At 50.7% G+C, this 26,195-nt stretch carries 22 protein-coding genes; 13 read left to right on the top strand and 9 right to left on the bottom strand.

What is annotated here, in order from left to right:
- Positions 1-7: 7 nt before the first annotated feature.
- From ACFFJP_RS19020 to ACFFJP_RS19010, 3 genes are all read right to left on the bottom strand, one after another.
- On the bottom strand, positions 8-1,276 hold the full coding sequence (locus tag ACFFJP_RS19020) for a YeaH/YhbH family protein (protein ID WP_377248061.1): 1,269 nt from the start codon (positions 1,274-1,276) through the stop codon (positions 8-10).
- A 24-nt stretch (positions 1,277-1,300) separates the two neighbouring features.
- The gene (locus tag ACFFJP_RS19015) at positions 1,301-3,223 is read right to left on the bottom strand and encodes a PrkA family serine protein kinase (RefSeq protein WP_377248058.1); all 1,923 of its coding nucleotides are present in this window, start codon (positions 3,221-3,223) and stop codon (positions 1,301-1,303) included.
- A gap of 231 nt (positions 3,224-3,454) precedes the next feature.
- Positions 3,455-4,039 carry a Fe-Mn family superoxide dismutase gene (locus ACFFJP_RS19010; protein ID WP_208932290.1) on the bottom strand — a complete coding sequence of 195 codons (585 nt, stop codon included), beginning with the start codon at positions 4,037-4,039 and terminating at the stop codon, positions 3,455-3,457.
- Positions 4,040-4,277: 238 nt separating this feature from the next.
- Here ACFFJP_RS19010 and ACFFJP_RS19005 point away from each other — a divergent pair, with 238 nt between their 5' ends.
- Positions 4,278-4,619 (top strand): Grx4 family monothiol glutaredoxin, encoded by a 342-nt coding sequence (locus ACFFJP_RS19005; RefSeq protein ID WP_377248055.1) that lies wholly within the window; start codon positions 4,278-4,280, stop codon positions 4,617-4,619.
- 53 nt (positions 4,620-4,672) lie between these two features.
- Here ACFFJP_RS19005 and rnt read toward each other — a convergent pair whose 3' ends face one another.
- Positions 4,673-5,341, bottom strand: coding sequence for a ribonuclease T (rnt, locus tag ACFFJP_RS19000; protein ID WP_377248052.1), 669 nt, complete (start codon positions 5,339-5,341; stop codon positions 4,673-4,675).
- 208 nt (positions 5,342-5,549) lie between these two features.
- Here rnt and ACFFJP_RS18995 point away from each other — a divergent pair, with 208 nt between their 5' ends.
- The gene (locus tag ACFFJP_RS18995; RefSeq protein ID WP_377248049.1) at positions 5,550-6,455 is read left to right on the top strand and encodes a flagellar protein MotY; all 906 of its coding nucleotides are present in this window, start codon (positions 5,550-5,552) and stop codon (positions 6,453-6,455) included.
- Positions 6,456-6,509: 54 nt separating this feature from the next.
- Here the strand turns inward: ACFFJP_RS18995 and mnmC are convergent, their stop codons facing one another.
- The gene (mnmC, locus tag ACFFJP_RS18990) at positions 6,510-8,393 is read right to left on the bottom strand and encodes a bifunctional tRNA (5-methylaminomethyl-2-thiouridine)(34)-methyltransferase MnmC2/FAD-dependent 5-carboxymethylaminomethyl-2-thiouridine(34) oxidoreductase MnmC1 (protein WP_377248046.1); all 1,884 of its coding nucleotides are present in this window, start codon (positions 8,391-8,393) and stop codon (positions 6,510-6,512) included.
- 175 nt (positions 8,394-8,568) lie between these two features.
- Between mnmC and fabB the strand changes: the two genes are divergently transcribed.
- The 10 genes from fabB to purF all read left to right on the top strand — a co-directional run bounded on the left by fabB (position 8,569) and on the right by purF (position 21,822).
- Positions 8,569-9,783: a beta-ketoacyl-ACP synthase I gene (gene fabB / locus ACFFJP_RS18985; protein ID WP_377248043.1), complete on the top strand. Its 1,215-nt coding sequence runs from the start codon at positions 8,569-8,571 to the stop codon at positions 9,781-9,783.
- Positions 9,784-9,969: 186 nt separating this feature from the next.
- Positions 9,970-11,079, top strand: a complete 1,110-nt coding sequence (locus ACFFJP_RS18980; RefSeq protein ID WP_377248040.1) for a 4-phosphoerythronate dehydrogenase — start codon at positions 9,970-9,972, stop codon at positions 11,077-11,079.
- 15 nt (positions 11,080-11,094) lie between these two features.
- The gene (locus tag ACFFJP_RS18975) at positions 11,095-12,114 is read left to right on the top strand and encodes an aspartate-semialdehyde dehydrogenase (protein WP_377248037.1); all 1,020 of its coding nucleotides are present in this window, start codon (positions 11,095-11,097) and stop codon (positions 12,112-12,114) included.
- 326 nt (positions 12,115-12,440) lie between these two features.
- A complete protein-coding gene (locus ACFFJP_RS18970; protein WP_377248034.1) occupies positions 12,441-15,500 on the top strand; it encodes a FimV/HubP family polar landmark protein in 3,060 nt (1,019 codons plus the stop codon).
- A 242-nt stretch (positions 15,501-15,742) separates the two neighbouring features.
- Positions 15,743-16,528: a tRNA pseudouridine(38-40) synthase TruA gene (gene truA / locus ACFFJP_RS18965; RefSeq protein WP_377248031.1), complete on the top strand. Its 786-nt coding sequence runs from the start codon at positions 15,743-15,745 to the stop codon at positions 16,526-16,528.
- A gap of 200 nt (positions 16,529-16,728) precedes the next feature.
- Positions 16,729-17,601 (top strand): acetyl-CoA carboxylase, carboxyltransferase subunit beta, encoded by an 873-nt coding sequence (accD, locus tag ACFFJP_RS18960; protein ID WP_377248028.1) that lies wholly within the window; start codon positions 16,729-16,731, stop codon positions 17,599-17,601.
- Positions 17,602-17,607: 6 nt separating this feature from the next.
- Positions 17,608-18,885 carry a bifunctional tetrahydrofolate synthase/dihydrofolate synthase gene (folC, locus tag ACFFJP_RS18955; RefSeq protein ID WP_377248025.1) on the top strand — a complete coding sequence of 426 codons (1,278 nt, stop codon included), beginning with the start codon at positions 17,608-17,610 and terminating at the stop codon, positions 18,883-18,885.
- A complete protein-coding gene (locus tag ACFFJP_RS18950) occupies positions 18,882-19,652 on the top strand; it encodes an SPOR domain-containing protein (RefSeq protein WP_377248022.1) in 771 nt (256 codons plus the stop codon). Before folC ends, ACFFJP_RS18950 begins: the two co-directional genes overlap by 4 nt.
- Before the next feature lie 148 nt (positions 19,653-19,800).
- Positions 19,801-20,304 carry a CvpA family protein gene (locus tag ACFFJP_RS18945; RefSeq protein ID WP_377248019.1) on the top strand — a complete coding sequence of 168 codons (504 nt, stop codon included), beginning with the start codon at positions 19,801-19,803 and terminating at the stop codon, positions 20,302-20,304.
- 6 nt (positions 20,305-20,310) lie between these two features.
- On the top strand, positions 20,311-21,822 hold the full coding sequence (gene purF / locus ACFFJP_RS18940) for an amidophosphoribosyltransferase (protein WP_377248016.1): 1,512 nt from the start codon (positions 20,311-20,313) through the stop codon (positions 21,820-21,822).
- 55 nt (positions 21,823-21,877) lie between these two features.
- Here purF and ACFFJP_RS18935 read toward each other — a convergent pair whose 3' ends face one another.
- From ACFFJP_RS18935 to ACFFJP_RS18920, 4 genes are all read right to left on the bottom strand, one after another.
- The gene (locus tag ACFFJP_RS18935; RefSeq protein WP_377248013.1) at positions 21,878-22,477 is read right to left on the bottom strand and encodes a Yip1 family protein; all 600 of its coding nucleotides are present in this window, start codon (positions 22,475-22,477) and stop codon (positions 21,878-21,880) included.
- 133 nt (positions 22,478-22,610) lie between these two features.
- Positions 22,611-23,369 (bottom strand): tRNA isopentenyl-2-thiomethyl-A-37 hydroxylase MiaE, encoded by a 759-nt coding sequence (miaE, locus tag ACFFJP_RS18930; RefSeq protein WP_377248010.1) that lies wholly within the window; start codon positions 23,367-23,369, stop codon positions 22,611-22,613.
- An 11-nt stretch (positions 23,370-23,380) separates the two neighbouring features.
- Positions 23,381-24,139: a UDP-2,3-diacylglucosamine diphosphatase gene (locus ACFFJP_RS18925; protein WP_377248007.1), complete on the bottom strand. Its 759-nt coding sequence runs from the start codon at positions 24,137-24,139 to the stop codon at positions 23,381-23,383.
- Positions 24,132-24,626, bottom strand: a complete 495-nt coding sequence (locus ACFFJP_RS18920) for a peptidylprolyl isomerase (protein WP_377248004.1) — start codon at positions 24,624-24,626, stop codon at positions 24,132-24,134. The genes ACFFJP_RS18925 and ACFFJP_RS18920 overlap by 8 nt, the downstream gene beginning before the upstream one ends.
- Positions 24,627-24,773: 147 nt before the next feature.
- Here ACFFJP_RS18920 and cysS point away from each other — a divergent pair, with 147 nt between their 5' ends.
- Positions 24,774-26,153: a cysteine--tRNA ligase gene (gene cysS / locus ACFFJP_RS18915; protein ID WP_377248001.1), complete on the top strand. Its 1,380-nt coding sequence runs from the start codon at positions 24,774-24,776 to the stop codon at positions 26,151-26,153.
- Positions 26,154-26,195 lie beyond the last annotated feature (42 nt).

The following is a 26,195-nucleotide window of genomic DNA, read 5'->3' as shown; positions in this document are numbered from 1 at the left end:
CTTGTATTCAAGCCGCCTGCTTTTTAAACAGCTGGCGGAATACCGGGTAAATATCGCTGACCTGACGGATCGGTTGAATGGCAAAATTATCAAACTGGCTCAGTAGTTTGTCGTACTCAACCCAAAGGCTCTGGTGTGGACGTTGAGTGATTTCAATGTAAGCGTAGTAACGCACCAGAGGCAGCAGTTGTTCAGCCAGCAACTGCGAGCACTGTGGGCTGTCGTCGGCCCAGTTATCACCGTCCGAAGCCTGAGCTGCGTAAATGTTCCACTCAGTTGGGTCGTAGCGTTCTTTCACCACGTCGATCATCAGTTTCAGCGCACTGGACACTATAGTGCCGCCGGTTTCCTGTGAGTAGAAAAACTCGTGCTCATCGACTTCTTTGGCTTGGGTGTGGTGGCGGATATAGACGACTTCGACATTTTTATAGCTGCGACTTAAAAACATATACAGCAGGATATAAAAGCGCTTCGCCATATCTTTGGTGGCTTGATCCATTGAGCCCGATACATCCATCAGACAAAACATCACAGCTTTGCTGGTCGGTTCTGGCCTTTTAGCAAAGTTTCGAAACCGCAGGTCAAAGCTGTCAATAAAAGGAACGGCATCAATACGGCGACGTAACTCTTCGGCCTGTGCTTTTAGGGCTATCAACTGCTGCATATCCGGGATTGGCGCGGCTTCGAGCCCTGTAATTTGCGCCTCGAGGTCCTGCAGTTGTTTCTTTTTGCCAGCGGTCATCGCGACTCGGCGCGCCAGTGATCCTTGCAGCGATCGGACGATGTCGATATTGCTTGGCACGCCCTCAGAGCGATAGCCAGCACGGACATTTTTATACTGTACCAGTTTGTCTAGCTGATTTTTCCGCAGATTGGGCAGCTCTAAATCTTCGAACAATAAATCGAGATATTCGTCTTTAGAGATTGAAAAGACAAATTCGTCTTCACCTTCGCCATCCGCGCTGGCGTCGCCCTGACCGGAACCGCCACCTTGGCCACCTAACGGACGTTTAATGCGGTCGCCTTCACTGAACTGATCATTGCCCGGATGCACCCGTTCACGATGACCGCCACTGCCTTGATGGAAAAAGGGTTCGCTAATGTCCCGTCCGGGAATAGAAACGCTTTCGCCTTTGTCGATATCGGTGACGCTACGTTTGCTAATCGCATCGGACACCGCTTGTTTAATTTGTTGTTTATAGCGACGGATGAACCGTTGCCGGTTCACCGCACTTTTGTTTTTGCCGTTCAGGCGTCGATCGATAAAATGCGCCATAGTACCTCCGGCTTAACAACAGCCTCATTGCGACTTCCGGACCCGCAGGTACCATTCTGACAACAAACGGACCTGTTTGCGCGTATAGCCTTTTTCCATCATCCGATCGACAAAATCGTCGTGTTTTTTCTGATCATCGGTGGAGGTTTTGGCGTTAAACGAAATTACCGGCAGCAATTCTTCGGTGCTGGAGAACATCTTTTTCTCAATCACAGTGCGCAGTTTTTCATAACTGGTCCAGGTCGGATTTTTGCCGTTGTTCTTGGCTTTAGCCCGCAGCACAAAGTTAACGATCTCATTGCGGAAATCTTTCGGGTTACTGATCCCGGCTGGTTTTTCAATTTTCTCCAGTTCGGCATTGAGGGCGGCGCGGTCAAACAGCTGGCCGGTTTCCGGGTCGCGGTATTCCTGGTCCTGGATCCAGAAATCGGCATAGATCACGTAACGATCGAAGATGTTCTGCCCGTACTCTGAATAACTTTCTAAGTAAGCGGTTTGGATCTCCTTGCCGATAAACTCGACATATTTCGGGATCAGATAGCCTTTTAAGTGTTCCAGATAGCGCTCCGCCACATCGGCCGGAAATTGCTCACGTTCAATCTGCTGTTCCAGTACATAAAACAGATGCACCGGATTGGCTGCGACTTCAGTACTATCGAAGTTAAACACCCGCGACAAAATCTTAAAGGCAAAGCGTGTCGACAAGCCGGTCATGCCTTCATCGACGCCGGCATAATCGCGATATTCCTGATAGGACTTGGCTTTGGGATCGGTGTCTTTCAGACTTTCGCCATCATAAACCCGCATCTTCGAGTACATGCTGGAGTTTTCCGGATTTTTCAGCCGTGATAACACCGCAAACTGTGCCAGTGAGGTCAGCGTGCCGGGCGCGCAAGGCGCTGTTTTCAACTCACTGTGTTCGAGCAGTTTTTCATAAATTCGTACTTCTTCTGACATGCGCAGGCAATACGGCACTTTGACGATATAGACCCGGTCCAGAAAGGCTTCATTATTTTTGTTGTTGCGGAAGGTCTGCCATTCCGACTCATTGCTATGAGCCAGAATAATACCTTCAAACGGCAGCGCGGCGAGCCCTTCAGTGCCGTTGTAATTGCCTTCCTGAGTCGCTGTCAGCAGTGGATGCAGCACTTTTATGGGGGCTTTGAACATCTCAACAAATTCCATCAGGCCCTGATTGGCGCGGCACAACGCTCCTGAGTAGCTGTAGGCGTCCGGGTCGTTCTGGGCAAAATGCTCCAGCATGCGGATGTCGACCTTACCCACGAGCGAGGCGATGTCCTGATTGTTTTCATCACCGGGTTCGGTTTTGGCGATAGCCACCTGATCTAAAATGGATGGGTATTTTTTTACGACCCGGAACTGACTGATATCACCGTTAAATTCGTGCAGGCGTTTACTGGCCCAAGGCGACATAATGGTTTTCAGGTAACGTTTCGGGATGCCGTATTCTTGCAGCAAGATGTTGCCGTCTTCGTTTAAATCGAACAGGCACAGTGGATGGTCATACACCGGCGAGCCTTTTAGATAATAAACCGGCACCTGCTGCATCAGAGATTTCAGTTTCTCTGCTAGTGATGATTTCCCTCCGCCGACCGGGCCGAGTAAATACAGAATTTGCTTACGCTCTTCCAGGCCTTGTGCCGAATGTTTCAGGTAGGACACGATTTGTTCAATCGCATCTTCCATACCATAAAACTCAGAAAAGGCTGGATAACGGGCGATGACCCGGTTGGAGAACAACCGGCTCAGTTTGGGGTCTTGTGCGGTATCGGTAAATTCCGGTTGGCCGATAGCCATCAGTAAACGTTCGGAGGCGCTGGCGTAACAACTTTTGTCGTTTTTGCATAGCGTGAGATACTCCGAAATACTGTACTCTTCTTCGCGTGCTGCTTCGTAACGAGACTTGTAGTGCTCAAAAATGCCCATAATGCACCTCCACAAACAAACTCAAAAAAACGGGTAGCATTTAAAGGTTAGACAGGAAAAATTGAACTCGCCGCTCTAATTACAAGAAATATCTGCAATTTTCGACAAGCTGCTGCTGACCCAAAGCGTTGCTGCGCTAAGCGTAGTTCAGGGATACGGGAAGACGTGGCCGTAGATCGGAAAAGAAAAAACCCGGCATAGGCCGGGTTTTTTATAACTGGCAAGGATTCGTTACTTGGCGAAGTTCGCGCTGGCGAATTCCCAGTTGACCAGAGCCCAGAAGGCGTTCAGGTAAGTTGGGCGCGCATTGCGGAAATCAATGTAATAAGCGTGTTCCCACAGGTCAACTGTCAGCAGGGCAGTCACGCTGCTGTCGGTCAGTGGTGTACCGGCGTTTGACGTGTTGACCAGGTCAACAGTACCGTCCGCTTTTTTCACCAACCAGGTCCAGCTTGAACCGAAGTTGTTGACGGCTTTGTCATTAAAAGCTGTCTGGAATGCTGCAAATGAACCCCATTTGGCATTGATTGCATCAGCTAAAGCGCCAGTTGGTTCACCGCCACCTTGTGGTGACAGGCAGTGCCAGTAAAAAGTGTGGTTCCAGATTTGCGCGGCATTGTTAAATACCGGGCCTTCTGAAGTTTTGATGATGTCTTCCAGTGACTGACCGGCAAATGCTGTACCTTCAATCAGGGAATTCAGTTTAACCACGTAAGCGTTGTGGTGCTTGCCATGGTGGAATTCCAGAGTTTCAGCGGAAATGTGCGGTGCTAAAGCGTCTTTAGCATAAGGTAATGCTGGTAATTCAAAAGCCATTCTATTTCTCCATCGGCGTTGTTTAGTGGTTCTGCATCGCGTAGACTACAAAACCCGAGTAAATTACTCAAGTTTTACCAGCGGATTGTCTTCACAATCATTTTATTGCCAGCCTCGCGTTGACGTTCTGTTCTGCAGCCTTAGTTTTTGGGGCAATTCAGCAGATCTCAAGTGGCGACTGGCAAATCCTTTGGTAAAATGCCGGAAAATCTTTCATATCGTCGCTGCAGAGGTCCTGATGGAAACTATCGACAAAATCAAACAACAACTGGCGGATAACCCAATCATTATTTACATGAAAGGTTCGCCAAAACTGCCAAGCTGTGGTTTTTCGGCGCAGGCTTCGCAAGCACTGATCGCTTGTGGTGAGCCGTTCGCCTTTGTAGATATTCTGCAAAACCCGGATATTCGTGCTGAATTACCTGCTTATGCCAATTGGCCAACGTTCCCGCAACTGTGGGTCGAAGGTGAGTTGGTTGGTGGTTGTGACATTATGCTGGAGATGTTTCAGCGCGGTGAATTACAGCCGTTAATCAAAGAAACCGCAGCAAAATACAAAACAGACGACAGCGCAGAATAAGCCTGCACTGGAGAAAAAACAAAACCGCCTCGGCGGTTTTGTTGTTTTCAGGCTTATGCGTTTTCTGTATCTTCTGATTCATTGTCAGCACCGAAAAATGGCGGCGGCCACCCTCCCAGTTGCTGCCAGCGATTGACGATATGGCAAAACAGCTCAGCTGTGCGTTCTGTGTCATACAGCGCGCTGTGTGCTTCTTTGCCGTCAAAAGGGATACCTGCTGCCTGACAAGCTTTGGCCAGCACTGTCTGGCCCAACGCCAATGCGGCAAGTGTTGTGGTATCAAAAGAGACGAAGGCGTGAAATGGCGAACGCTTAATGTTATTGCGCTCTACGGCGGCATTTAAGAAACCCTGATCAAAAGCGGCATTGTGTGCGACCAGCACGGCGCGTTGGCAACCGGCATCTTTTTGGCCTTTGCGGATCACTTTGAACATTTCCGTCAGCGCTTCACGTTCATGCACAGCGCCGCGCAGCGGATTAAAAGGATCTATACCGTTGAATGCTAGTGAGCTGGGGTTTAACACTGAACCTTCAAAAGGCTCGACATGGAAATGCACCGTCTGGTCTATGCTCAGAAAACCCTGTTCGTCCATTTTCAGTGTGCTGGCAGCGATCTCTAACAACGCATCGGTTTGGGCATTAAAACCAGCAGTTTCGACGTCAATAACGACCGGATAATAGCCGCGAAAGCGTTGGGCAAAAAGTGTCGTGGTCTGGCTCATCGGCAGGATCCAGTCAAAAAAAGAGCCGCAGTATGCCAAAAAAATCGCGCTTCGTCTTGCTGTCGGCACAGGCTTTGCTAATTGTTTTGACAGCAACGGTGCCGTGGGCGCATGTTCGAGTTGAAGTAGGGCGCAACCAACCACTGCGACGTCCGCAGAAATGCCGGCGAAGTATCAGGATCTTCAGCAGTTTATTGGTAACTGACATATGAATGCAGCAACAAAACTTTGTGGCGTACTATGCGCGCTGATATTAGTCAGCGGCAGTCAAGCGGCAATCAACCGGCAAAATGTGCGGCAATATACTGCCACATTAGATAATTCTGCCTGGTCGGTAAAAACAGCCACAGCGCTGCGCTGCGAACTGGTGCATGCGATTCCGCAATTCGGTGAGGCGCGTTTTGTCAGCACTGCCAGTAAAGAATCAAATCTGTTATTTCAGTTAAAAATGCAGCGTCAACCGGACGGCTATAGTCTGGCTGAAGTGTTATCAGTGCCACCGAGCTGGCGCGCCGGTGAGCAGGCGAAAGCACTGGCTGATCTGAAATTGTTAAAGCAGTTTGATGGCGATTTACCCAAACAGCAGGCATGGACCATGCTGACAGAGCTTGAGCAGGGGTTCAGCCCGACTTTTTATTTTGATGACTGGCATAGTCCGTTTGACAAAATCGCTGCCCAGCTCAATCCGATCCATTTCGGCATGCCTTATCAGCAATTCAATCAATGCATGTCCGGCTTGTTACGTTTTACTTTTGATGACATTGCGCTGACTGTGCTGAATTATCAGAGCAATAGTGATGCGCTGACGCGCGAATCTGAAGCCCGGCTGCAGCAAATTGCCGAATATCTGAAACACGATAAAGCCATTGCCTCAGTCGAGATTGACACTTACACCGATAGCTACGGCGGCCGCTGGATTAACGACGAGTTGTCGCGTAAAAGAGCCAAGGCGTTAAAAACCTTTTTAGTCACGGCGGGTATTGATGAAAAAGTGATCCGCACTGAAGGATTTGGTGAGAAGCGACATGTCGCACCGAATGACACGTCCCGCGGCCGCGGGACTAACCGCCGTGCTGTGGTACAACTGATGCGGGCTGAAGCACCCAGATTATAAATCTTGCAAAGGTATCAGCAAAAAAAAGCCCTGAATCTTCAGGGCTTTTTGGGTTTAGGGCGCAACACGTAATTTATCAAAACGCACGGCGCTGACCAGCTGCTGTAAATCCTCCTGCAGTGGCAACGGTTGCTGACACAAATCCGCAGCCAGCTGTTCGGCCAAAAGCGGTGCAAACAGCAGTCCACGGGCGCCAAGCCCCCCCAGCACATACAAACCTTTGGCCACTTCACCGGCAATTGGCAGATGGTCCGGTACTGTCGCGCGCAGTCCGGTTTTTGCCGATTGTACAGAGGCATCGGCGAACCAAGCTGGTTGTTGCAGGACCGTATTCACCAACGCTAGGTTGGCCACATCGTCGGTTGCGGTGTTGACGGTATCGCGGCTCATCCGGTCAAAAGTCGCGCCGACACAGTGCTCTGTGGCATATTCTGCTGTGTCTGCCGGCGTGATATAGCCCTGATGACAAATCACAGTGCGCAGTGTCGTCATTTGTGGCGCACTCACATGTGACACCTGACCACGCACCTGATTCAGTGGCAGGTGGCGGGTCGGGGCGAATTGTGGCAGGTCCACCCCATTACAGAGCACTAACTGACTGCAGCTGAGATTGCCCGTAGACGTGTCAAGCATCCATCTCTCAGCGGTATGATGCAGAGCCAGGACTTCAGTACCCGGGTTAAAACTAAATTGCGGTTGTTGCAACAGCCAGGCAAGCGCGGCCTGACAAAAGCGCTGCGGTGCGATCCAGCCGCCATCAGGGTAAAATAATCCGCCATAAGGCAGGCTTAAACCGGCAACATCGCTACAGGCCTGTGCGTCCAACGCCTGGAAAAAACCAACCGGCCAGGCGCTTTCCTGCTGAATTTTAGTCTGGCGCAGTGCCAGTGCTTCGGTACAGGCCAACGTCAGGACGCCACAAAATTGTTGCGGAAAATCAAAGCTGCGCAATAACTCCCGATAGCGCCGGCAGGCAAAGCTATAAGCACTGGCATGAAAACGCGAGACCGGACTAAAGCTGGTTTGTAACTGCGGGTACAAAGCACCTTGCCGGTTATGGGAAGCACCTTGCGCAACGGTATCGTCTTTGCAAAGCAAGCGAACCTTACGGCCGCGCTGGACCAAAGCTAATGCCGTGAATATCGCCGCGATACCACCACCGACCAGTATGATTGCATCATCGCAGGCGGTGAGTGTCGGAATCGGGTTTTCTGCAGCGATAACACCAACCGCCATTTCGCGTTTGCGGCCAAATCCTTTGACTTTTTTCACCAGAAAACCAGCACTTTGCAGACCACGCCGGACAATGCCCGCACTGGTGAAGGTGGCCACGGTCGTGCCGGGGCCACTTAATCGTGCCATACCGCTGAACAGGCTGTCCTGCCACATATCCGGGTTCTTGCTCGGGGCAAAACCGTCCAGAAACCAGGCGTCAGCCTGGTTAGCCAGCGGCAGGGCCGGCAGGTTGTCTTTGATATCGCCGAGCCATAAATCCAGCGTCACCGCGCCTTGATCAAATTGCAAGCGGTGACAGCCGGCAAAAGGCCGTGGATATTGGGCTAACAGTTCAGCTACCAGTTCCCGCAAAGTCGGCCAGGCAGTTAACGCTTGCGTCAGATCATGCAGTGTCAGCGGGAATTTCTCGAAAGTCGAAAAGTGCAGTTGCTGGCAGCGTGCCTGAGGATGCGCAGCGCGAAACTGTCGAAACGCCTGCCAGCAAACCAGAAAATTCAAACCGGTACCAAAACCAGTTTCGATCACATGAAAACAGCGTTTAGGCAGTTGCTGCCAACGCTCCGGCAGCTGGTTATTGTGCAAAAACACAAACTGGGTTTCGTCGAGCCCGCTTTCGTTAGAGAAATAGACGTCGTCAAACACATTAGAAACCGGCGTACCTTGTTCGTTGTAACGCAACGTGGCGGGTTGGATCTGACTCATCAACAAGTCCGTATCAGAAAAAAATTGCACAAAGTGGCGCATTTTAACTTGTTTGTCATGCTGGCGGCTAATAGTGTAAACAGGTGAGTGTACAACTGTGCGCTGAAATTGGACCAGTTGACGGAAAAAAGCCCGTACAATGGCCGCGAAAACTATTTTTTACGCTGGAGTCAGAATGAAAAGAGCGGTAATCACCGGATTGGGCATAGTTTCAAGTATCGGTAACAACAAAGCAGAAGTATTGGCCTCATTACAGGAAGGCCGTTCCGGCATCAGCTTTGCGCAGGAGTTTGCCGATTTTGGGCTGCGTTCTCAGGTCTGGGGTCAAATCAATATTGACACTGCTGCTCTGATTGACCGCAAAGCGTTGCGTTTTATGGGCGACGCTGCAGCATATGCATACATCTCGATGGCGCAGGCCATTGCAGATTCAGGTTTAACGCCAGAGCAAGTCTCCAATCCACGTACCGGCTTGGTCGTGGGCTCTGGCGGTGCTTCATCAAAAACTCAAATTGAAGCTGCAGATATTCTGCGTGAGAAAGGCGTGAAACGGGTCGGCCCATATGCGGTGCCAAAAACCATGTCATCGACTTGTTCAGCCTGTCTGGCCACACCATTTGAAATCAAAGGCGTGAACTATTCGATTAGTTCTGCCTGTGCCACCAGCGCACACTGTATTGGTCATGCGGTTGAACTGATCCAGCTTGGTAAGCAAGACGTGATTTTCGCCGGCGGCGGTGAAGAAGTGCACTGGACGCTGGCGATGGAATTCGATGCGATGGGCGCCTTGTCGAGCAAATACAACGAAACACCAACTCAGGCTTCACGGACTTATGATGCGAACCGCGATGGTTTTGTCATCTCTGGTGGTGGCGGCATTCTGGTGATTGAAGAGCTGGAACATGCCTTAGCCCGTGGCGCTAAAATTTATGCCGAAGTGGTCGGTTATGGCGCAACTTCTGATGGTTATGACATGGTTGCTCCAAGCGGCGAAGGCGCTGTGCGTTGTATGCAAATGGCACTGGCTGATGTCAAAGCGCCAATCGATTACCTGAACACGCACGGTACCAGTACGCCGGTCGGTGATGTAAAAGAACTGGGTGCTATCCAGCAGGTGTTTGGTGGCAAGAGCCCGGCGATCAGCGCGACCAAAGCAATGACGGGCCATGCGCTCGGTGCTGCCGGCGTGCATGAAGCGATCTATTCATTGCTGATGATGGAACACAGCTTTATCGCGCCTTCGATCAATATCGGTGAGCTGGACGCAGCTGCAGAAGGCCTGAACATCATCACGAAACCAACAGCGGCGACGTTAAATACCGTGATGTCGAACAGCTTTGGTTTTGGTGGCACCAACGCCACACTGGTGATGCAGAAATTTAACGGCTAAGCCGTCGTAAACTGTTTCAATAAAGCCACCTGCGGGTGGCTTTGTCTTTTCTGGCTAAGTGAAATCTGCTGACTACATGGCGCATGGCCGGCGTTCTGACATAGAATGCGGTCCAGTTCAGCTTAGCTCAGCACCGTTTAGCTGCTAGCTGCCGTCCGTTGCGGCCCGCCATTGATGGAGTTTCCGATGAAGATTTATGCTGATGACAATATGCCGCTGGCCCGGGAGTTTTTCGCAGAACTGGGGGATGTCACTTTATTCTCCGGTCGCAATGTCCAAGCGGCCGAACTTGCAGATGCGGATATTCTGCTGGTGCGCTCGGTCACGAAAGTGAATGCGGCGTTGCTGGATGCTAATCCCAACCTTCGTTTTGTCGGAACAGCCACCATCGGCACCGATCATCTGGATTTAGCCTATCTGCAAGGGCGCGGCATTGTTCATACCAACGCGCCGGGTTGTAATGCGCAGTCTGTGGTGGAATATGTGCTGAGTTGCCTGTTTATACTGGCGGAGCAACAGGATAAACCGCTGACTGACTTCACCGTCGGTGTGATCGGTGTCGGCCAAATCGGCAAGCGACTGGTCGCTGCGTTACAGGCGCTTGGTCTGACCGTGTTGCAAAACGATCCGCTGCGCGCGGCCGAAGCCGATTTCCCTCATCTTGATCTTGATACTTTGTTAGCCAGCGCCGATGTCGTCAGTTTGCACGTACCGCTAGTGCGTGGCGGCGCTTATCCGACTTTCCATTTGTTAGATGCGAACAGGCTGGCGGCATTGCCGGCCACCACGGCGCTGATTAATGCCTGTCGCGGCGAGGTCGTCGATAATCAGGCGCTGTTGGCGCAAGCACGGGCTGGCGTGAAACGGCCTTTGTTTATGGACGTGTGGGAGTTGGAACCTGCGATTGAACAGCAGCTGGTACCGTATTGTGATATTGCCACTGCGCATATCGCTGGTCACAGTGTGGAAGGCAAAGCTCGGGGTACTGAGATGTTGTATCAGGCGGTCTGCCAACTGCTTGATGTGACGCCAACCAGGACGCTTAGTCAGTTTTTACCTGCAGGTGCGATAGAAAAGCTGCAAATTTCGCCAAATTTTAGACTTTTAGATGTCCAAAATCTGTGTCGTATGTTATATGATGTCCGGCGTGACGATGCACTGTTTCGGCAACATCTGGTCACGCACGGGTTTGACTGGCTCAGAAAGACCTACCCGCCACGGCGGGAATTCAGCTCAGTGTGCCTGCAGGGGCAGGTGCCCGATTATTTAATTCGTTTAGGTTTTAGCCAGAAATAAAGGGGAACAAACCACATGGCTCAGCAATTTGACGTCGCAGTATTAGGCGCTACAGGTTTGGTCGGTCAGCATTTGATCGAAATTCTGCAGCAGCGCGATTTTCCGGTACGCAATCTTTACCCATTGGCCAGTAAACGCTCTGCCGGTGGCACAGTGACTTTTCATGGTAAACAGGTAGAAGTGCTGGATGCTGAGACCTTTGACTGGACCAAAGCACAAATTGGTTTGTTCTCAGCAGGCGGCAGTGTGTCGGCGGTTTATGCGCCAAAAGCCGCCGATGCCGGTTGTATTGTTATCGACAACACCTCGCATTACCGTTACGAAGCCGATATTCCATTAGTGGTGCCTGAAGTGAATGCGCATGCGATCGCGGATTACCGCAATCGCAATATTATTGCCAACCCGAACTGCTCGACTATCCAAATGCTGGTGGCGTTAAAGCCTATTCATGATGCCGTCGGTATTACCCGTGTGAACGTGGCGACTTATCAGTCAGTCAGTGGTGCAGGCCAGCAGGGTATTGAAGCTTTAGCTTCTGAAACTGCGCAGTTGCTCAATGGTCGTCCGATTGAAACGACCGGCAAATTCTCGCGTCAGATCGCTTTTAACGTGATCCCGCAAATCGACGTGTTTATGGATAACGGCTACACCAAAGAAGAAATGAAAATGCATTGGGAAACCCAAAAAATCATGGGTGATGACAGCATTTCGGTAAATGCGACTGCGGTACGAGTGCCGGCGTTTTATGGCCACGCCGAAGCCGTGCATATCGAAACCCGTTCGCCAATCAGTGTCGAGGAAGTCAAAGCATTGTTGGCGCAGGCGCCTGGTGTGGTCCTGCTGGAAGACAACGCAGAATTCCCGACGCAGGTCAGCCATGCGCAAGGTCAGGACGACGTGTTTGTCGGCCGCATCCGCAAAGATTTGTCACACGATCACGGTTTAAACCTGTGGGTCGTGGCTGATAACGTGCGTAAAGGTGCTGCAACCAACAGTATTCAAATCGCAGAACATCTGATCCGCGATTATTTGTAAGCTTCGGTTCGTCGCGAAAAGGCCCTGCGGGGCCTTTTTTATTGGCGTCAGTCGGGGCTTTTCTCACCATCGGCAGGCTAGTCGACTTTAGCAAACGGGCCTCAGGTCGATAGGGTTTTAGTCGTGAGATTCGACCTAAGGCTACAGGAACTCGGTGTCTGGCCTGCACCTTTTTGCCAATCTGGTTTAGAATCTGTCTGTAAACACTTAAAATGTGGAACATTGTTTGCACAGAGGCTATATCCAATGGCGGATACAGCACTCAGGCGTTCAGTCCGAATGCAGTGGGCATTTGGCTGGATCCAATGGTTGTTAGGGAATATTGCATGCTTCTGATGCGAATTTTGCTCATTCTGTTCACCGTCAATTTTATGACGGCGGCCTGGGCTGAATCGACGGCGCGCTTACGCGGTCCAAAAGAATTTGATACACCGGCAGTGACCCGGCTTGGACCTTTGTCTGCGCAGGATACTTTGTGGCGGCTGGCAGAACAGGCGCGGCCCGACAAACGCGTTAACATGTATCAGATGATGTTTGCGCTGTATCAGAACAACCCGGACGCTTTCCTCGACGATAACTTTAATCATCTCAAACCAGGTGCTTTCCTCGAAGTGCCTGGCATTCGTGCCATTCTGGCGGTTGATCCGGTGATGGCGCAGCGTAAATCTGAAAATGACGATCGGATTTGGGCCGAAAAAATCCGCAAGGCTGCCCAGCAAAAACCAGAAGATCATTCCGCGAAACAAGTCGACATTGCCAAAGCGCAACAAGAAATCACTGACGAGCTGAACCGGGTCGAGGCACAGCAGACTGAGCAAATGTCCGATTTACGCGATCGGCTTGGTTCATCAATGGCCAATGTTGAAACCATAGTGCAGGAAAACACCGCACTGAAGAAACAGCTTGATACCGTTGTCACTCAGCTATCTGGTGTGAAACAACAGCTGGATAAAGACAGCGAGATCCAAACACAGTTACAACAGTTGTTGGCGCAGCAAAGTGAAATGCTCGAACAGCAGCGCGAACAAATCCGCAAGCAACAAGAAGGGTTTAACTTTGCCGAAACATGGCAAAATCTTGCCAATAGTCCGGCCGGATGGATCCTTGCGGCAGCACTGCCTGCTGCATTAATACTGCTGGGTGTCGTCTTTTTGATCCGCCGCAAGAGTCAGAAAGCTGCCGCAGTGGTTTCTGCAGCAACCGCATCGCCAGCGCTCGATCCGAACTACCGTTCGCCATTGCCACCTCTGGATGACAGTCTGGACTTTGATGAAAGCAGCCTGATTAATCTGGATGATTCGTTGCTAAATGACAGTGTTGGCAGCGGTATCAGGTTGGACGATGATTTTGACCGGCCAGTACGAAAATCTGCTGTGAGCAGCTTTGCTGATGATGACTTGCTGGATGACCACCTCGACCTTGGCAGCGATTCCGGAAAAACTGCCAGTGCATTTGATCTGGACGATTTACTCGATGATCCTTTGGATATCAGTAGTCCTGCGCCTGTCAAAGCCGAGCCATTTGACCCGGACAATATACTGGCTGGCGATGCCCTGAGTAATCTGCTGGATGCCGATGAACCAGAATTCGAAGCGAAACAAACCTTTGATCCGAATAATATATTGTCGGGTAATGAGCTGAGCTCATTGTTTGATAATTTGGTTGATGATGACGAAGATCCGGATGCGATATTTAACCAGGCGATGGCTGCGCAACAAGCTGCTGCGCCAGCTGTCACAGCCCCGTCGGACGACATATTGCCAGATCCTGCTGTTTCAGCAGCCGCATTAGCCTATGCCGCAGCCGAAGCAGCTGAGTCTGATGAGTTGCTCGAAGAGATTGAACTGGATTTACCAGGTGATGAGCCACCGCCAACCGGCTCACTGGCGCTTGATTCTGATGATTTTGACATCGATGCGCTGGTGGCTCAGACCCAGGCCGCGACTCCAGCGCCTGCAGTCACTCCAGCGCCACTGCCAGTCAGTAATGATGACGATTTTGATATCGATTCCTTGCTGGCAATGACTCAGGCAGAGGCGGCTCCGCGTGCTGTGGAGCCCTTGGTTGAACCAGATATGTTGCCGGATCCTGAACCGGATACTGGGGTTGATGGCGGACATTATGATAGTTCGGAATTAGAGGCTTTTGCAGAGTCACTGGCCGACGAACAATTAGCTGAAAACGTAGCGACAGAAACAAACCACCTCGCAACGCCTGATGCAGCGAATGTCAGCGCGATGACCGATGAGTTTGATGCTGACGACTTGATGCCCGCAGAAGACGAAGCTGGACTGATTGACGAGCTCGATGAGATCTTGAACGAAGTGGCAGAGATCCGCGCACAATCGCAACAGACCAAAGCACAGCTGGCGGAACTGGAGCTGCCCGATGAAGCGCTGGCGCTGGCAAGTGCAGATTTTGCTGAAGCAGAGATTAGTGTCGCAGACGTCAGCGCTATGTTGAGCGATGATGCTGACTCTGCTCACCCGTCAGAACTCAATACCATCACACCCGTTGATTTGCCCACAGCAGATATCTTTGCATCTGATGATGTTGATAGTCACGATTTTATTGATATAGAAGAGCTGTTACTCGACGATCATCCATCCAATCCACAAGAAGCTGAATTGGCGGCCGAATCTGCCGCAGAGACTGAATATTTGTCTGAGTTTGCAGATTTGGAAGATGATCAGACTGGTATGCCCGATCTGCAACAAACTGATGATAATTCTGTCGCCCGGGTGTTTGAAGGACTCTCGTCGGTTGAACGGCCGAGTAAGGTGTTAGACGAATACCCAGATCTGCAGCTGGACGAAAACGACCTGCAACAAATATTGACGGAAGATTCGGACGACGCGATGGAACTGATGCTGACGGCATCCAGCGCCGAACAAGAGTCGCTTGCCGATTTAGAAGACGTCAATTTTGATGAGTTGTTGTCTGGATTAGACGACTATGTCACCCCGGTAGCGGATCCGCAGGCGGATCAGGATAAAGCTGCTGAAGTGTTGGCAGAATTGGAAGCATTACAACAAAGTCAAAGTCATAGCCAAAGCCGTTACAGCGCAGATGACGATGCTGTAGGGCTACCCGATTTCGTGAATATCGACAAATTGCTGGCGGCAACTGAAGAGCAGACTGAGCCTGATGCTGAGCCACGCGCACTGAATATTGATGTTGGTTTGGCTGATTTTGAGGATTTGATTGCGGCAGATGAAGCGGGTGATGTGGATCACGCTGATGCGGGGTTTGCCGGACAGCTTGACCTGGTTCGCGCATATATTGAAATTGGCGATGCAGATAGCGCCAATCACTTAATTAAAGAAATCATGGCATCTGATGCACCGGCGCATGTGAAGCAGGAGGCTTCAGGATTGGTTTCCTGAAGTCGCCCTCCGGGTGAACATAAAAAGGCGCTGTGGCGCTTTTTTTGTTGCCTGAGTTGCTCGATGGGATATGCGCAGGGCGTGGCACCAATCAGTGGGCAGTACATCTAACGAATATCAAATGACCAATGCAAATGCCCGCGGCTAAAAAATGGACGATGTCTGCAGCAAAGGTGGTCGCGCATGTTTTGCTGCAATCTGGTCGCTTTGGTATACTCGCCGCCGCTTAACCGGGAGGCTATATGCGCATTGCGATGGGGATTGAGTACGACGGTACCGGTTATTTTGGCTGGCAACGTCAGCGAGAAGTCAACAGTATTCAAGGCGAGCTGGAAAAAGCCTTGAGTCAGGTTGCCAATGCGCCAGTTGAGATTTTTTGCGCCGGTCGCACCGACGCTGGTGTGCATGGCACCGGGCAAGTTATCCATTTTGACACTGAGGCCAGACGCGATATGCGCGGCTGGATCATGGGTGCCAATTCAAATTTACCGCAAGGGATCGCCGTGCGTTGGGCGAAACCAGTGTCAGATGACTTTCATGCGCGCTTTTCTGCAACTGCACGGCGTTATCGTTATGTCATCTACAACCACAAATTTCGACCGGCGATTCTTGGGGCTGGCCTGAGTCATTATCATCAGGATATTGATGTGTCGTTGATGCAGGCAGCTGCGCCGGCACTGTTGGGTGAGCAGGACTTTTCGTCGTTTCGAGCCATCCAGTGTCAGTCCAATACGCCGTTTCGTAATGTGATGCATTTGCAGATCAGCCGTTATGGTAATTTCATCGTACTCGATATCAAAGCCAATGCCTTTTTACATCATATGGTTCGCAACATTACCGGCAGCCTGCTGGAAGTAGGCATGGGGCGTCGACCGCCGGAATGGATCGCTGAGTTATTGGCCGCCAAAGATCGTACCCTGGCCGCAGCAACCGCTAAAGCGGAAGGACTCTATCTGGTCGATGTTGATTATCCGGCGCATTTTGATATACCAAAAACGGCTTTAGGCCCATTGTTTTTGCCGGATTAATTCACTGAACTTCAGCGAATTGTTCCGGTCCAATCTGCCGGTCCGTATCGGCTGCATCTCAACTACTAAGACCAGTTTTTGGTATTCTGCGTATGGGCTTTGTGTTTTAATAACCGCCGTTTGCCTCAATTTCGCTGAATTTCTGTTAAATTCAGCACAACTGCACAGAATTATAAGTGCAGTCAGATATAGGAATTCTTATGAGTTGGTTAGAAAAAATCCTGCCCCGCACGTCGTCGTCTGCCCGTCGCAACATTCCGGAAGGGGTCTGGACTAAATGCACCGCTTGTGACGCAGTCTTATATAAAGCGGATTTGGATCGCCAGTTAGGCGTCTGTCCAAAGTGTGATCACCATATGCGGATCAGCGCCCGTACTCGCCTCACGCAGTTTTTTGATGTCAACACGACGGTTGAATTAGCTGCAGAGCTGGAACCGCAAGACATTCTGAAATTTAAAGACAGTAAACGGTATAAAGACCGCATTGTTGCCGCGCAAAAAGATACCAACGAAAAAGATGCCATGGTGGTGATGCGTGGTTCACTCAGAGGTATGCCTGTCGTCGCTGCCAGCTTTGAATTCGAGTTTATGGGCGGTTCGATGGCATCTGTGGTTGGTGCTAAGTTTGTCAAAGGCGTTGAGTTTGCGCTGGAGCATAAAATCCCATTTATTTGTTTTTCCGCATCAGGTGGCGCACGGATGCAGGAAGCGCTGTTTTCACTGATGCAGATGGCCAAAACCAGTGCGGCGCTGGCCAAGCTGAGTGAGGCCGGCCTGCCATATATTTCTGTGTTAACGGACCCGACCATGGGCGGTGTGTCGGCATCGCTAGCGATGTTAGGTGATGTCAACATTGGTGAGCCGAAGGCGCTGATTGGCTTTGCCGGCCCGCGTGTGATTGAACAGACGGTCCGCGAAAAATTACCTGAAGGTTTCCAGCGCAGTGAATTCTTGTTAGAACACGGCGCTATCGACATGATTGTTGACCGTCGGCAAATGCGCGATACAATTGCGCGATTGGTAGCAAAATTCATGCGACTGCCGGCTCCGGACCAGGAGCATCGCGTCGCTTAAGGCGTTATGACTTCAACATCTATACTACAAAGCCAATCGTGCCATAGCCTGGCCGATTGGCTTTGTTATATCGAACAATCCCATCCCATTGAAAAAATTGAGCTTGGTCTTGGCCGGGTGTCGCAAGTCGCCAGTCGTGGCGAATTGCAGCAGTTACCGGGGCGGGTGATCCTGATCGCCGGTACCAATGGCAAAGGCACCACTGCCCGCACGCTGGAACAGCTGTTGCTGGCGCAGGGATTCAGTGTCGGTGTTTACAGCTCACCGCATTTATTAAAATTTAACGAGCGCTTGCGTTGTGACGGCACCGATGTCAGTGATGAGTTGTGGGTCCAAGGTTTACGTCAGGTAGAAACACTGCGTCAGGATGTTGCGCTGACCTACTTTGAATTCACCACTTTGGCCGCTTTTGCCATCCTGAAGCAGCAGGCTCCGGACTTTTGTCTGATCGAAGTCGGGCTTGGCGGTCGCTTGGATGCGACCAACATCGTTGAGCCGGAACTGAGTATTGTCACCACCGTCGATTTAGATCATCAGGACTGGCTCGGCAATGATCGCGAAACAATAGGCCGGGAAAAAGCCGGCGTATTTAGGGGCGGTTGTCATGCGGTCGTCGGCGATTTGCAGATGCCACAATCGGTAGCAAAAGTTGCGGCCGATCTGGGCGCCATGCTGACCTGCGCGGGTCGCGATTTTAGTTTTGACTCAGATGGTCAGCAGTTTGACTGGCGCTTTGGCACCAGCCAGCTGCTGGCATTACCTGCACCGGCGGTGCCGGTACAGAATGTCGCGACAGCGCTGACAACTTTAGCATTGCTGAACGTTTTGCCCGCAGAGTCGGTGATTCGGACTGTGTTGCAGGAGCTCACGCTGACCGGACGCATGCAGTGGCTAAGCCGTCAACCGGCCATCCTGCTGGATGTGGCGCATAATCCGCAATCTGCACGTTACCTGGCTGCAGCGCTGGACCAGCTGGCCGGACAATATACTCAGATCCATCTGGTTGTGGGTATGCTAAAAGACAAGGATATTCGCGAAGCATTGGTAGCATTTTGCGGCAAGTCATGGCGCTGGCATCTGGTGTCACTGCCGGGTGTCCGTGGTGCCGACAGTGATCTGCTGCAGCAGGCCTTGCCAGCGACTGAACAAAGCTGTCAATATCGGCAGTTGTCCGATGTGTTTAGCTGCATCGACGCGGCGTCGGCCGATGAGTTATTTGTAGTCTTTGGATCTTTTGTCACAGTCAGCGCTATGTTGGATCTGTGGCCACAGGAAAATGTATGACAGCAGTTTTTACCAACCGGCTGATTGGCAGTGCCATTTTGGTCGTCGCCGCCGTAGTGTTTTTGCCAGATTTATTAGATGGCCAGAAGCAGGTCAATAAAGACGATTTTAAAGCCATCCCGGAGCGCCCTGAGTTTGCTGAAGTAGCGAAACCTGCTGTGTTTAGTCAGGACCAGCATCAGGCCGCAAAAACTACCGCGATGGCACCAGTCACCGAGGAAAGTCAGCCACTGGATGCGCCGCTGGCTGTAGCGACAGAGCCTACCGGAGCTGTGACAGACCCAGCGCCGGACCTGAACGGTACAACTTCTGTATCCGCTCCTACGACAGATCCGGAGCCGGTGGTTACAACGTCAGCTCCGGTTGACAATCAGACTGCGACTGCTGCGACTGCAGCCAAAACCACAGATCAAAATATTCAGACAGCGACATTGCCTGCTGACCCATTGCCGGTAGAGCAGGTTGCCAAGGAAAAACCGGTTGAGCCAAAAGTAGAAAAGCCGCTGACACAGGCAGCGTTTGTAGTGAAAGTTGGATCTTTTGGTAAAGAGCAAAATGCCAATGCATTGGTCAATAAGTTGAAGTCTGCCGGTCACAATGCTTTTACCCGTAAAATCGTCAATAGTCAGGGTGCGACTATGGTGAGTGTGCTGGTGGGACCGGACTTGAAAAGAGACCAACTCGAAGCAAAGTTGACGGAACTACAGCAATTGGCACAAGTGCCGAAGCTTAAAGTCAGCAGCTACCAGCCGGTTGAAAACAACTAAGGTACCACGATTCCTTTGCAGTATTGCTTTGCCTGAGGCAATTGCAGGCTGCTCTGCTGGTCGCCTATTAAACTAGTTTGTACCCTAGCAGTCCGGCGTGTCATTTGATAGAATGCGCGCCGTCCTCAAGCGTCCTTTTTGGTAGCAAATGGTTTGGGTTGATTACGCCATTTTGGCAATCATCGGATTATCGACACTGATCAGTCTAATCCGCGGCTTTGTGAAAGAAGCCATTTCGTTGATCATCTGGGTACTGGCCTTCTTCGTTGCCAGTCATTATTATCCCTATCTCGCACCGTTTTTCTCTAATATAGACAATGCTTTAATCCGTAACGCTGTTGCGGTGGGTATCCTGTTTATCTCTTGTCTGCTGATTGGCGGACTGCTGAATTTCCTGATTGGTAAGCTGGTGCAATCGACCGGTTTAAGTGGCACAGACCGGCTGTTAGGCCTTGTGTTTGGTGCGCTGCGTGGCGTATTGGTGGTCAGTGCACTGCTGTTTTTCCTGGATGCTTTTACGCCGTCTGCCAGTTCTGAATGGTGGAAAGCGTCGTTCCTGATCCCCGAATTTGATTTTATCATTGAGTGGTTTTTCACCTATCTGAAAGACAACTCGAGTTTTATGCAACAGACATCTGTTCTGACGAGGTAAGGTTCCATGTGTGGTATTGTTGGTATCGTAGGTAAATATCCGGTCAATCAGGCGTTGTATGACGGCCTCACCGTCTTGCAACATCGCGGTCAGGATGCTGCCGGCATAGTCACTGTGGACCAGAATCGTCTGCGTTTACGTAAGGCGAATGGTCTGGTCAAAGATGTATTTGAAGCGCGGCACATGCAGCGTCTGGCTGGCAATATCGGTATTGGTCATGTCCGGTATCCGACAGCTGGTTCAGCCAGCACAGCTGAGGCTCAGCCTTTTTATGTCAACAGTCCGTTTGGTATTGCCCTGGCACACAACGGCAATCTGACCAATGCCGATGAAGTCAAAGATCAACTGTTTAATGACGCCCGTCGACATGTGAACACCAGCTCTGATTCCGAAGTATTGCTGAATGCCTTTGCGCATGAGTTACAGTGCGACAACGCGCTGCATTTGATGCCAGATGCAATTTTCCGTGCAGTCGCCAGTGTGCATCGTAAAGTCCGCGGTGGTTATGCGGTGGTGGCACTGATCATCGGCCATGGTCTGGTCGCGTTTCGTGATCCAAACGGGATCCGACCGCTGGTGATGGGCAAACGCGAAACCGAACTTGGCACTGAATATATGGTCGCCTCGGAAAGCGTGGCTCTTGATGCTGATGGTTTTACTGTGCTGCGTGATGTGATGCCGGGTGAAGCCGTCTACATCACTGAAGATGGCCAGTTGTATAGCCAGCAATGTGCAGAAAACCCAACCTATACTCCGTGTATTTTTGAGTATGTGTATTTTGCGCGGCCGGATTCAACCATCGATAACGTGTCAGTGTATGCATCGCGCGTGAACATGGGTAAAAAACTCGGACAGAAAATCAAAAAAGAATGGGCGCATCTGGATATTGATGTCGTCATTCCTATTCCGGAAACTAGCAATGATGCCGCTTTGCATATTGCGCATGAACTGGGTCTGCAGTATCGCCAGGGCTATGTCAAAAACCGCTACATCGGCCGCACCTTTATTATGCCGGGGCAGGGAGAGCGTAAGAAATCAGTCAAACGTAAACTCAATGCGATCAAGCAGGAGTTTAGAGGCAAAAACGTGTTACTGGTCGATGACTCTATTGTCCGTGGCACCACCTCAGGTCAAATCATCGAAATGGCGCGAGAAGCTGGCGCCAGTAAAGTGTATTTCGCTTCAGCGGCGCCTGAGATCCGTTTCCCGAACGTCTACGGCATTGATATGCCATCAGCAAACGAGCTGATCGCTCATGGCCATGATGTGGAAAGTATCTGCAAAATCATTGGCGCCGATGGGCTGATTTTCCAGTCATTGGAAGATTTAATTGCGGCAGTGCGTGAAGAAAATCCGGCGATCAAAAAATTCGAAACATCTGTGTTTGACGGTGTTTATGTCACCAATGACATCACTCAGGATTATCTGAATCGCCTGGATGCAGCCCGAAATGAAGATTCAATGGCTTTAAAAGCTGCGAATATGGCTGCTGATCTGGAACTGTATAACGAAAGTTAATCGGGTCAGAGCGAAGACACAAGGGAGCAATAGCTCCCTTTTTTTTGTGGATACGTCAATGCGTAAAGACAGGTGCGAAGCCTGAACTCCACAGGATTGCCGTTGCAGTTAACACACAGACTAATAAAATAAGGCCGCAGGTGACGACGGAGCTCGCATAGATAAACCCGCGTTCTTCTGGGATATGCATCAGAATTGGCACGCCGACATACAGCAGATAGACCGAGTAAGACAGTCCCGCCAGTCCAACCAGCATGACAAACCAAAGCTCCGGATACAAAGAAGCCAGGCCGACCATAAATAGTGGGGTTGAGGTATATGAGGCCAGTTCAAGGGTTTGGGTATAGGTTGGTTCTGAACCAAAGGTATGAGCCATCCAGTGCGCCAGATAAGCCAGCGCAAACACACCGGCAATCAGCGCGACATACATAGCAACGGCCAGCATAGCCGCACTTTCTGACGTCAGACGAATAGGATCACCCACACCGATACTCCAGCCGATATTGACTGCGGAGAAATAGGCACAGATGGAAGGGATCAGCGCAACCAGTAAAATGTGGGTCAGGCTGTATTTCAGACTTTCGTGGCGGTTATCAATGGTATGCCACTCTTCTTTCGGGTGAGCGTATAAGCCCCATAAGTGGTTTAGAATCATTTTGGTTATCCTTGTCTACTGCTACAGGTGGGTCTCAGAGTGACAACGGAACACTCGTACATAAGGTATGGCTAACAGAGGCTGAGTCGTCAAGTTAGCCTGAATAGATTACGGGCCTACTGGTGCAACTGGATCAGACGGGCAGGCCACTGTGGAATTTAAAGTCCTGGTCCGGGCTCTGGATCAGGTCTGCTTCAATGCGCAGAAAGTGTTGGACTCTAGGTGTGATATCCGTCTTTGAGATCTGTCTTGCCAGAGTCAGATAATCATCAAAATGCCTGGCTTCAGAGCGAAGCAACGAAAGATAAAACTGACTGAGTTCTGTGTCGACCACATCTGCCAGCGCGGCAAAACGTTCACACGATCGGGCTTCGATAAGGGCGCCACAGATTAATTTGTCGACCAATATTTGTGGTTCATGTGTTTTGCAGGCACTAATCAGGCCTTTAGCATAACGGCCGGCGCTGATATTGCTGTATGGGATATCGCGAGCCTGCATAATCTCCAGCACCTGATAAAAATGATGCAGTTCTTCGCGGATCAATAGCACCATTTTCCCGATAATGTCATCACTGTATGGTACATCGGGACGGCCTACTAAATCGCGGCTCAATTTGACGCTGTTGCGAAGTGAGGCCGCATCGCCAATAAAACGGTAAGCAAAATCTTCAAACGGCTTCAACCACTCAAGCAGTGCTATCGAACCTGTTTTATCCACTGCATATTTACGCAGTAATAGCATGGCGGTTTGAGCAGCTTTTAACTCGCAGAGTAAATGATCCTGCAGCAGTACAGCCAGCTGTTCTGGTTGCTGCGCTTTTTTGATCCATGCCTGTGGCGTAGGACACAACAAAAACTGGTGAATAGGGGCTAACAAGTCAGGGTAATTCATCAGATTTATACTCAGCCTGCCACAGACTGTGGTGAAGTTAACGATGCAAAATGCAGTTGCCAGCCAGACGGGCTCACGGTCAGATAAGCACTTTGGCTATACCAGTCACCCAATACATAGCGCCAGGCTTTTTGACCATCAGCCAGTTGCAACTCGTGTACCGCCGGGCGATGCGTATGACCGTGGATCAGATGCCGCACCTGATACGACGTCAGAACTTTAGGGACTTCATCAGGTGTCACGTCCATAATCATCGATGATTTTGCCATTTTATCATTGGCACTGACTCGACGGGCTTTGCGGCCCAGATGCTGGCGATACCACAATGGCGTGTGCAGAATAAGCCATTGCCACCAGGGTTGATCCCACCAGCGACGGAATTTCTGATAACCCAGATCCAGCGTGCACAGGCTGTCGCCATGCATCAATAAGGTCGTGGTGCCGTAAAAATCGACCACCGTATGCGGGGCTAACAACTGCATGCCAGCAAGGCGGGCGTAGCCCTGTTTTAATAGAAAATCACGATTGCCATGGCAAAAGTACACCGGCACGCTCTGGTCGCTCAGCTGCCGGATAGCCGTGGCGACCAGCTGTAATAAAGGCTCTGGATTGTCATCGCCAATCCAGACCTCAAACAAATCACCGAGGATATACAGTGCATCAGCATCACGTGCGGGACCGGCTAAAAAATGCAGAAAGGCCTGAGTAATATCAGGCCTGTCCGGACTTAAATGCAGATCAGCGATCAGCAGGGTCGAGCGTTCAGCCATGTAGTTCGGCTTTCTCGAGCACAACGTTTTCAACCGGAACATCAGCATGCCCGAATTTTCGGCCAGTCGCGACGGTGCGGATTTTTTCAATCACGTCCATACCTTCGACCACTTCACCAAATACACAGTAACCCCAGCCACTGGCGTTTTTGCCACTGAAGTTCAGGAAACTGTTGTCTGCAACGTTGATAAAGAACTGGCAGGTTGCTGAATGTGGGTCGTTGGTACGCGCCATCGCGATAGTGCCTTTTTTATTGGCAACACCGTTGTCCGCTTCGTTCTGGATTTGGCCTTTGGTTTCTTTTTGCTCCATGTCCTGAGTAAAACCGCCACCCTGGATCATGAAACCGTCGATTACACGGTGAAAGATGGTGCCGTCGTAAAAACCCTCTGCGACATAAGACTTGAAGTTTTCGACAGTTTTTGGCGCTTTGTCAGCGAACAACTGCAGTTTGATAACGCCAAAATTGGTATGAAAAGTAACCATTATTCATCCTCTTAAAAAAATTTGCGCTAGTGTACCTGATGCGCTGCGGAACACAAAGCAAGGATAGCTCAGGGCGCAGGGCGGTGTTACACTATCTCTTTTGTTGCGGCCTGTTGCCGCTGTGTTTTTGTGACTATTGAGGACTTTATGCTACAGATTTACAACACGCTGACCCGCCAGAAAGAACAGTTTAAACCTTTGGTCCCCGGCAAAGTCGGCATGTATGTCTGTGGTATTACCATTTACGATTTCTGTCACGTTGGCCATGCCCGCACTTATGTCGCTTTTGATGTGATGAACCGCTACTTACGTTTTTCCGGTTACGACGTCACGTATGTCCGCAATATCACTGATGTTGATGACAAAATCATTCGTCGGGCCAATGAAAACGGCGAAAGCTGCGATGCCCTGACCGCGCGTTATACCGAAGCGATGCATGCCGATTTTAAAGCGCTTAATTTGCTTCCGGCAGATATTGAACCGCGTGTCACGACGCACATGCATGAAATCGTTGAGTTGATTCAGACATTACTGGCGAAAAAGCATGCTTACATTGCCACTGATGGCGATGTGTTGTTTGATGTCAGTACATTTGCCGAATATGGCCAGCTCAGTCAGCAAAATCTTGACATGTTACAGGCCGGCGCCCGGGTTGAAATCGATCAAGCTAAAGACGATCCGCTGGATTTTGTGCTGTGGAAGATGGCCAAGCCCGGCGAGCCAAGCTGGGAATCGCCATGGGGCGCTGGTCGTCCAGGCTGGCATATTGAATGTTCGGCGATGAGTGCCAAACACTTAGGCCCGCATTTTGATATTCACGGTGGTGGCTCCGATTTGCAGTTCCCTCATCATGAAAATGAAATTGCGCAAAGTTGCTGCGCGCACGGCACGCAGTACGTCAATACCTGGATCCATACCGGCATGGTGCAGGTGGATAAAGAGAAAATGTCTAAGTCACTGGGCAACTTCTTTACTGTCAAAGATGTGCTGGCCGAATACAACCGCGAATCGGTGCGCTATTTCCTGATCTCCAGCCATTATCGCAGTCAGCTGAACTACTCAGCGGAAAACCTGATGCAGGCACATGCAGCACTGGGCCGTCTTTATACGGCGCTGCGTGGTGTTACGCCAGCAACGACGGTAGATCTGGATAACGATTATGTTCGTCAGTTTAATGCGGCGATGGACGATGATTTTAATACCGCTTTGGCCTTACCGGTGCTGTTTGATCTGGCGCGTGAAATCAATAAAGCCAAAACCGATGATGCCGGCAAAGCTGCTGAGTTGGCTGCATTGCTGATTAAACTGGGCGAGATCCTCGGTGTGTTGCAGGGCGATGCCGAGTCATTCCTGCAAGCCGGTGGTTCTGATGGGGATGTAGCGGAGATTGAAGCATTAATTGCCAGCCGCAATGCAGCCCGCGCCGCGAAAGACTGGGCGGCCGCCGATGCTGCCCGTGCTGCGCTGACCGCGAAAAACATCATTGTCGAAGATAAAAACGGCGTGACCAGCTGGCGACGCGGTTAAGTCCGGTTATCTTGGATGAAAAAACGCGGCATTAGCCGCGTT

This window comes from Rheinheimera tilapiae, from assembly GCF_042432165.1.
GTDB lineage: Bacteria > Pseudomonadota > Gammaproteobacteria > Enterobacterales > Alteromonadaceae > Pararheinheimera > Pararheinheimera tilapiae.
The sequence above is the reverse complement of the archived record's forward strand: the minus strand, read 5'-3'. Positions and strand labels throughout refer to the sequence as shown.